We start from the raw sequence: 7,933 nt of genomic DNA on the forward strand, positions 1-7,933 counted from the left end.
TGATCGGCCAGCTGCGCGGCTCGCAGAACATGACGCGGCTGGCGAAATATTCCGCCGACCTCTACGTCAAGCTGGAAGCCGAGACCGAGGTCGGCACCGGCATGCGCCAGGTCGGTTCGATCACCGTGGCGCTGACCGAGGAGCGCAAGCACGAGATCTACAGGCAAGCATCGCTGGCGCGTGCCTTCGATGTCGATGTCCGCGAGATTTCGCCCAGGGAAGTCAGCGAGATGTACCCGCATCTCAATGTTTCCGATGTCGTCGGCGCCGTGCATCTGCCGCTCGACGGCCAGTGCGACCCCGCCAATATCGCCATGGCCCTGGCCAAGGGCGCGCGCCAGCGCGGCGCCACCATCGTCGAGAATGTCAAGGTCACCAAGGTCCACAGCAAGGCCGGCCGCGTCACCGGCGTGTCCTGGGCGCAAGGCGAAGAGCAAGGCACGATCGAGGCCGACATCGTCGTCAACTGCGCCGGCATGTGGGCCCGCGAACTGGGAGCGCAGAACGGCGTCACCATACCGCTGCACGCCTGCGAGCATTTTTACCTCGTCACCGAACCGATCCCCGGCCTCACCCGTCTGCCGGTGCTGCGCGTGCCCGATGAGTGCGCCTACTACAAGGAAGACGCCGGCAAGATGATGCTGGGCGCCTTCGAGCCGGTGGCCAAGCCGTGGGGCATGGACGGCATAAGCGAGGATTTCTGCTTCGACCAACTGCCTGAGGACATGGAGCATTTCGAGCCGATCCTCGAAATGGGCGTCAACCGCATGCCGATGCTGGCGACCGCCGGCATCCACACCTTCTTCAATGGTCCTGAGAGTTTTACGCCCGACGACCGCTACTATCTCGGCGAGGCGCCGGAACTGGCCGGCTACTGGATGGCGACCGGCTACAATTCGATCGGCATCGTCTCATCCGGAGGCGCCGGCATGGCGCTGGCGCAGTGGATCAACGATGGCGAAGCCCCCTTCGACCTGTGGGAAGTCGACATCCGCCGCGCACAGCCGTTCCAGAAGAACCGCCGCTACCTCAAGGAGCGCGTCTCCGAAACGCTCGGCCTGCTCTATGCCGACCATTTCCCCTACCGCCAGATGGCGACCTCGAGGAATGTCAGGCGTTCGCCGCTGCACGAGCATCTGAAGGCGCGCGGCGCCGTTTTCGGCGAAGTCGCCGGTTGGGAGCGCGCCAATTGGTTCGCACGCGAGGGCCAGGAGCGCGAATACCGCTATTCCTGGAAGCGCCAGAACTGGTTCGACAACCAGCGCGAAGAACACCTCGCGGTCAGGAATGGCGTCGGCCTGTTCGACATGACCTCGTTCGGCAAGATCCGTGTCGAGGGCCGCGACGCTCGGCACTTCCTGCAAAGACTATGCGCCAACGACATGGACGTCGCCCCGGGCAAGATCGTCTACACCCAGATGCTCAACCAGCGCGGCGGCATCGAGAGCGACCTGACGGTCTCGCGGCTGTCGGAAACGGCTTTCTTCCTCGTCGTCCCCGGCGCCACGCTGCAGCGCGACCTGGCTTGGTTGCGCAAGCACGTCGCCGACGAGTTCGTCGTCATCACCGACGTGACGGCGGCCGAAAGCGTGCTCTGCCTGATGGGCCCGGACGCGAGAAAGCTGATCCAGAAGGTCAGCCCCAACGATTTTTCCAATGATAAAAATCCGTTCGGCACGTTCCAGGAGATCGAGATCGGCATGGGCCTGGCCCGCGCGCATCGCGTCACCTATGTCGGCGAACTCGGCTGGGAACTCTATGTCTCGACCGACCAGGCGGCTCATGTCTTCGAGGCGATCGAGGAGGCAGGTGCGGATGTCGGCCTGAAACTCTGCGGCCTGCACACGCTGGATTCCTGCCGCATCGAAAAGGCCTTCAGGCATTTCGGCCACGACATCACCGATGAAGACAATGTGCTGGAAGCCGGCCTTGGCTTCGCGGTGAAGACCGCCAAGGGCGACTTCATCGGCCGCGAAGCCGTGCTGCGCAAGAAGGAAGCCGGCCTGTCACGCCGGCTCGTTCAGTTCCGTCTGAAGGATCCAGAGCCCCTGCTCTTCCACAACGAGGCGATCCTGCGCGACGGCAAGATCGTCGGCCCGATCACTTCAGGCAATTACGGCCATCATCTCGGCGGCGCCGTTGGGCTGGGCTATGTGCCTTGCAAGGGCGAGAGCGAGGCGGATGTGCTGGCCTCAACCTACGAGATCGAGATCGCCGGCGAGCGCTTTGCGGCGGAAGCGTCGCTGAAGCCGATGTATGATCCGAAGTCAGAACGGACAAGGATGTAGCACCCCTCTTCCTTCGCCCCGTTTACGGGGAGAAGGTGGCCCGAAGGGCCGGATGAGGGGCGGCGCCAACCTCTGCAATGTTCGTGCTGCCCCTCATCTGCCTGCAGGCATCTTCTCCCCGTGGAGCGGGGAGAAGGACGCCAATTCCCTCAAAACCGCTCCAACTTCGCCCGCACCTTCGCCAGAAACGCCGCCCGCGTTGCCGGCGTCGAGGCATCCATCAGATAGTGCGCCAGGAAAAACGTCCGGCAGCGCGTCGCGCACAGCGCCCGCATGCCGCGCAGCAGGGTCTTGCGTCCCGGCTGGCCGACGACGACGCTCCACCAGGTCGGCGCGCCGCAGGTTGTGATGACGCCGACCTTGGTCACATGCGTCATCAGCGACTTGATCCGTCCCTTGCCGGCCGGCAGCTTGAAGGCGACGTCCGTCGCCCACACCCGGTCGAGCCAGCCCTTCAGCATCGCTGGCAGCCCGTACCACCATGTCGGATAGACGAACAGGATCGCCTCGGCCCAGTTGAGCAGTTCGAAGTGCGGCTTCAGTGCCGGGTCCTGCGGCGCCTGGTCATTGTAGGAGCGCCGCTCATCGCAGCCCATCACCGGGTCGAATTTCTCCGCATAGAGGTCGAGCAGCCGCACCTCCCAGCCTCGTCGCGTCAGCACGTCCACGGCGGTGTCGCGGATGGCCGCGCAAAAGCTCTCGGGCACCGGATGGCAGTAAACCACCAGCGCGCGCATCAGAAGGCATCCATGCTGGCCGCGACCTTGGTCATGAAGGCCTTGCGCGTTTGGTCGGTAGACAGGTTCATCGCGTAGTACGCGAGATAGCTCACCGGCGCGCCCGGTTTTACGGTGGCGCGCAGCATGCGCTTGATCAGCTTGCGTGGCGGATCGCCCATCAGCATGGCGCGGAACCGGCTGCCGCCATAGGTGGTCACCGCTGCAACCTTGCGTATGTTGTGCAGAGACGGCTGCGCCTTGCCATCGACCAGTTTGAACGACACGCCGGGCAGGAAGACGCGATCGAAAAAGCCTTTCAGGATCGCTGGAAAGCCATAGTTCCAGACCGGATAGGAAAGCACCAGCGCATCGGCGCGCAGCAGGCGTTCGACATAAGGCGCGGCAGCGTCAGCGGCGCCGCGTTGGCTGTGGTAGTCCAGTCTTTCCTGGCGCGTCATCCGCGGATCGAAATCCTCCGCGTAGAGATCGCAGTCGTCCACCGCATGGCCCGCCGCTGTCAGCCGCTCTACGATCATGCGGTGCAGGCCGGCATTGAAGCTGGTCTCGACCGGATGGGCGTAAAGGACGAGGATGTTCATCGGAGGACATCCTGCAGGTCAGCGCGAGGCACCCCCCTCTGCCCTGCCGGGCATCTCCCCCTCAAGGGGGAAGATTGGCGGTTTCCGCGTTGCTGCCTATCTGCGACGTTGATGGTTAGCGAAAGCAGCGCGGCAGTCTGATCTCCCCCCTTGAGGGGGAGATGGCCGGCAGGCCAGAGGGGGGTGCAGCGCCACACGCTGGTCATCAGCTTGCCCTCTGCAGCCCCTTGAAAAGGAATGTCCGGCCCGACCGGTAGTCATAGTCCGGGTTCTCCCAGGCGATCATCTTGCCGGGGTTGAGCAGGCCTTGCGGATCGGTTTCGCGCTTGAAGGCAAGCTGCACCGCGTCGGTCTGCTTCATGCCGCCCTCTTCCAGCGTGTAGCGATGCGGGTTGAAGATCGGGCAGCCATTCGCTTCATGCAGACGCACGATCTCGTCGAGCCGCGCCTCGGTGGTGAACTTGACCAGCGGCAGGCCGAAGCAGGTGATGTTGCCGTCCAGCCGTACGAACTCCAGATGCGAGAACACCTCGCCGGGAAACATCGCATCCATCTTCTCGACCAGCGCCAGCTGGTTGGGAAAGGGATAGAGCGACTGCAGATAGGTAATCGAAGGATCGACGCGCAGCGCCCTCAGCGTGGTGTGGTTCCAGGCCAATTCATAGGCCGGCGGCAGGCCCTTTTTCTCGTCCGGCGTCGCCGTGGCCGCATTGTAGATCACCTCGCCACCGGCACGGCGGGTGAAGGCAAGGAAAGCGTCCAGCCCGTGCCGCGCCACCATGACGACGCAGATGCTTTGCCCTTCCCGGAGGAACTTCTGGTGCCGCTTGAAATAGAGTTGCGGCACGGGTGCGGCTATCGGCGTGATCAGCTTGGTCAGGATACCGTCCTGACATGCCAGCGCATTGCCATACCGGGCGACATCCATGAAAGCGTCGAAGCCAACGATGACATCGATCCATTCATAGGCCGCGGTCAGCGGCATCTCGACCTCCGATATGATGCCGTTGGTGCCATAGGCGTGGGTGACCTTGTGCAGATCCTCGCCGGTGAGTTCGAGCGCTTTCGGTTCGGCCTCCATCGTCACCACACGCAGGCGCAGCACATTGCCGAAATCGCGCAGGCCGCCGAAATTGATCGAACCGACGCCGCCCGAACCGCCGGCGATGAAGCCGCCGATCGAAGCGGTGTTGTAGGTGGACGGCGACAGCCGCAGTTCCTGCCCGGAATGCGCCCGCGTTGCCTTGTCGATATCGGCCAGGATGGCCCCCGGCCCGGTCACCACGCGACCTGGCGCGATCGACTTGATCTCGTTCATCTCGGCAAGGTTGAGCACGACGCCGCCGGAGAGCGGCATCGCCTGGCCGTAATTGCCGGTGCCGCTGCCGCGCGGCGTCACCGGCACGCCATGGCGGTGACAGGCGGCAAGCACGCGGATCAGTTCGGCCTCGTTCTTCGGCGTCACGATCAGGTCGCCGGTGACATGGTCCAACTGCTGCTTCAACACCGGGCTGTACCAGTAGAAATCGCGGCTCTTCTGCTGGACGATGGCCGGATTGTCGTCGACCTTCAGGCCTTCGAGATCGCGTTTGAGCGCCGAAACGTCCATTATCCCACCATCAGTTCGTCGAGTTCGGCATAGTCGGGCAATTGCCGGTCGATCGCCTTGCCGCCGCGCACCACGATGCGATCCGATTCGGGTCGCGAGAGCAATTCCGTCCAGCTTCGGCCTTTGAACAGGATGAAATCGGCATCGCCGCCGGCGGCAAGCGTGCCGAAGCCATCAAGCCGCATCACCTTGGCCGGCGTCGCGGTGACCGCTTGCGGCCAGTCGGCGACCGGATGGTCCAAATGCAGGATGCGCGTCGCCATGCGGTAGACCTCCAGCATGTCGAGATCGCCATAGGCGTAGAAGGGATCACGCGTGTTGTCGGAAGCGACTGCCACCGGAATGCCCCTCGCCTTCATCTCGTGCAGCAGCGTCACACCGCGCCAGCGCGGCGTGGTTTGGTCGCCGCGCCGGTCCTGCAGATAGAGATTGCACATCGGCAGCGAGACGACGGCGAGCCCGGCCTTCGCCACTTTGTCCAGCGTATCGAGCACATCGAGGTCCGGCTGGCGCGCGAGCGAGCAGCAATGGCCGACGAGGATCTTTCCTTCGAAACCGTTCCAGAGAGCGGCCTCGGCGATCTTCTTCAACGATATGGCGGAGATATCATCGGTCTCGTCGGCATGGAAATCGAGATCGAGGCCATGCTTGATCGCTTGCGCGAAGACATGGTCGAGCAGTTCTTCGAGGTCCGGCACCATATAGGTGACGACACCGAGCACGCCCTTTGCCGCGGCAACCCTTTTTGCCAGTCTGTCGAACCACTTTTTGTCGCGCACGCCTTCGATGCCGAGCAAACAGGCGCCCTGCAATTCGATACGGCCGCACCATGCCTCGCGCATCGTCTCGAACACTGGCCAGGAGATCTCCTCCTGCGGCGCGACGCTGTCGATGTGGGTGCGCAGCGCCCGGGTGCCATGGGCGTAGGCGCAGCGCAGTGAAAAATCCATCCGCCGCGCCAAATCCTCGGCGCTCCAGCGTGCCACGCGATCGGCTCCGGCGGCATTCAGCGCGCCCATGAAGGTGCCATCGGGATTTGGTTTCCGCGGCCAGATATGGCCTTTGTCGATATGCGTGTGGCAGTCGACGAAGCATGGGAGGATTATACGGCCGGCGAGGTCAATCGCATCGGCGGATCGGCCATGCGCGGTGATGCTGGAAATCTTCCCGTCGGCCACAGCGATGTCGGCAAGCCCGAAGCCGTCAGCATCGAAGGGCGCGGAAAGGCCTGGTGCCAGTGAGCGATGAAGGCGAACATTGGCGAGATGGTAAGAGCCGAAGGTTGGTATCAAGCGTTGCCCCCCTCTGTCCTGCCGGACATCTCCCCCTCAAGGGGGGAGATTGGCAGCGTCCGCGCCGGATCTTTTTTTTCAACGTTGGAGATTGGTGAAGGTCGTGACAACAGCCAATCTCCCCCCTTGAGGGGGAGATGTCCGGCAGGACAGAGGGGGGCGCTTCGCGCCAACCTTTCAGTCATCCTAGCGCTCCTGCTTCAGCGCGCTTTCGTGCCAGCGCCGCAAAATGAGATGCGAAATCAGCGACAGCACGAGGAAGATCAAAATGCCGGTCAGCGAGATCAGGAACAGCGCCGCGAACAGCCGCGGCGCGTTGAGCCGGTAGCCGGCCTCGATGATGCGCGAGGCAAGGCCGGACGACTGGCCGGTGGTGCCGGCGACGAACTCCGCCACCACCGCGCCGATCAGCGACAGGCCTCCGGCGATCTTCAGCCCACCGAGGAAATAGGGCATCGCGGCCGGCAGCCTGAGATAGCGCAGTTGCTGCCAGCGCGTCGCGCCGTTGAGCTTGAACATGTCGCGCAGATTGCGGTCGACGGAGTTGAGGCCAAGCGTGGTGTTGGACAGGATCGGAAAGAAGGCGACGATCCAGGCGCACAGCAGAAGCTTGGTCGTCTGGTCGTTCACATAGATGTTGATCAGCGGAAAGATCGCCACGATCGGCGTCACCTGCAGCACGATGGCGAAGGGGAAGAACGACATCTCCACCCATTTCGATTGTGCGAACAGCACCGCCAGCCCGACCCCGCCGATGACCGCCAGAGCCAGGCTGAGGAAGGTGATGCGCAAGGTCACCAGCAGCGAGGAAAACAGCAAGCCGGCATCGTTGTAGAGTGTCCACAGAACCACGCCCGGGCGTGGCAGGATGTATTGCGGAATCTCATTCCAGACGCAGATGCGATCCCACAGCCAGATCGCCAGGATCATGATCGCCAGCGGCAGCACCCATCGGCCGATCCGCTCGAACCGCGCCTGGCGCACGCGGCGCGCCTCCTCGGGGTCGAGTTCGAGCGCCCGCTCGTCAATGGCCGTCATGATGCGCGCCTGCTGTTGAATTGATGGCCTTGACCAGCACATCGGAAGCCTGACGGCACAGTGCCGCATAGTCGGGCGAGGTGCGAAACGCCTCATCGCGCGGATAGGAGGCCTCGATGGCAAGTTCGTCGAACACCCGGCCCGGCCGCGCCGCCATGACAACGACGCGGTTGGACAGGAACACGCTTTCAAAGACGCTGTGGGTGACGAAGACGACGGTGAAGCGTTCGTCCTGCCACAGTTCCAGGAGATCATTGTTGAGCTTGAAGCGGGTGATCTCGTCGAGTGCCGCGAACGGTTCGTCCATCAGCAGCACGCGCGGTTTGGTCACCATGGCGCGTGCGATCGAGACGCGCATCTTCATGCCGCCGGACAGTTCGCGCGGCAC

The 7,933-nt window shown here is 63.4% G+C and carries 7 protein-coding genes; 1 reads left to right on the forward strand and 6 read right to left on the reverse strand.

The features are described from left to right. The coding region (locus EN984_RS14435; RefSeq protein ID WP_164765475.1) for an FAD-dependent oxidoreductase at positions 1-2,288 on the forward strand (2,288 nt) is incomplete at its 5' end. Between the two features lie 149 nt (positions 2,289-2,437). Here the strand turns inward: EN984_RS14435 and EN984_RS14440 are convergent. The 6 genes from EN984_RS14440 to EN984_RS14465 all read right to left on the reverse strand — a co-directional run. After that, positions 2,438-3,025 (reverse strand): NAD(P)H-dependent oxidoreductase, encoded by a 588-nt coding sequence (locus tag EN984_RS14440; RefSeq protein ID WP_127268477.1) that lies wholly within the window; start codon positions 3,023-3,025, stop codon positions 2,438-2,440. Next, positions 3,025-3,606, reverse strand: a complete 582-nt coding sequence (locus EN984_RS14445) for an NAD(P)H-dependent oxidoreductase (protein WP_127268478.1) — start codon at positions 3,604-3,606, stop codon at positions 3,025-3,027. Before EN984_RS14445 ends, EN984_RS14440 begins: the two co-directional genes overlap by 1 nt. Positions 3,607-3,811: 205 nt before the next feature. Further along, positions 3,812-5,215, reverse strand: a complete 1,404-nt coding sequence (locus EN984_RS14450; protein WP_127268479.1) for an FAD-binding oxidoreductase — start codon at positions 5,213-5,215, stop codon at positions 3,812-3,814. Continuing rightward, on the reverse strand, positions 5,215-6,507 hold the full coding sequence (locus tag EN984_RS14455; protein ID WP_127268480.1) for a cytosine deaminase: 1,293 nt from the start codon (positions 6,505-6,507) through the stop codon (positions 5,215-5,217). The genes EN984_RS14450 and EN984_RS14455 overlap by 1 nt, the downstream gene beginning before the upstream one ends. A gap of 186 nt (positions 6,508-6,693) precedes the next feature. Beyond that, complete coding sequence (locus EN984_RS14460) at positions 6,694-7,545, reverse strand: ABC transporter permease (RefSeq protein WP_127268481.1); 852 nt, start codon at positions 7,543-7,545, stop codon at positions 6,694-6,696. Beyond that, positions 7,532-7,933, reverse strand: a 402-nt coding sequence (locus EN984_RS14465; protein ID WP_164765476.1) for an ATP-binding cassette domain-containing protein, incomplete at its 5' end; no start/stop codon positions are given. The genes EN984_RS14465 and EN984_RS14460, both read right to left, overlap by 14 nt.

The organism is Mesorhizobium sp. M7A.F.Ca.CA.004.12.1.1, from assembly GCF_003997835.1.
Classification (GTDB): Bacteria; Pseudomonadota; Alphaproteobacteria; order Rhizobiales; family Rhizobiaceae; genus Mesorhizobium.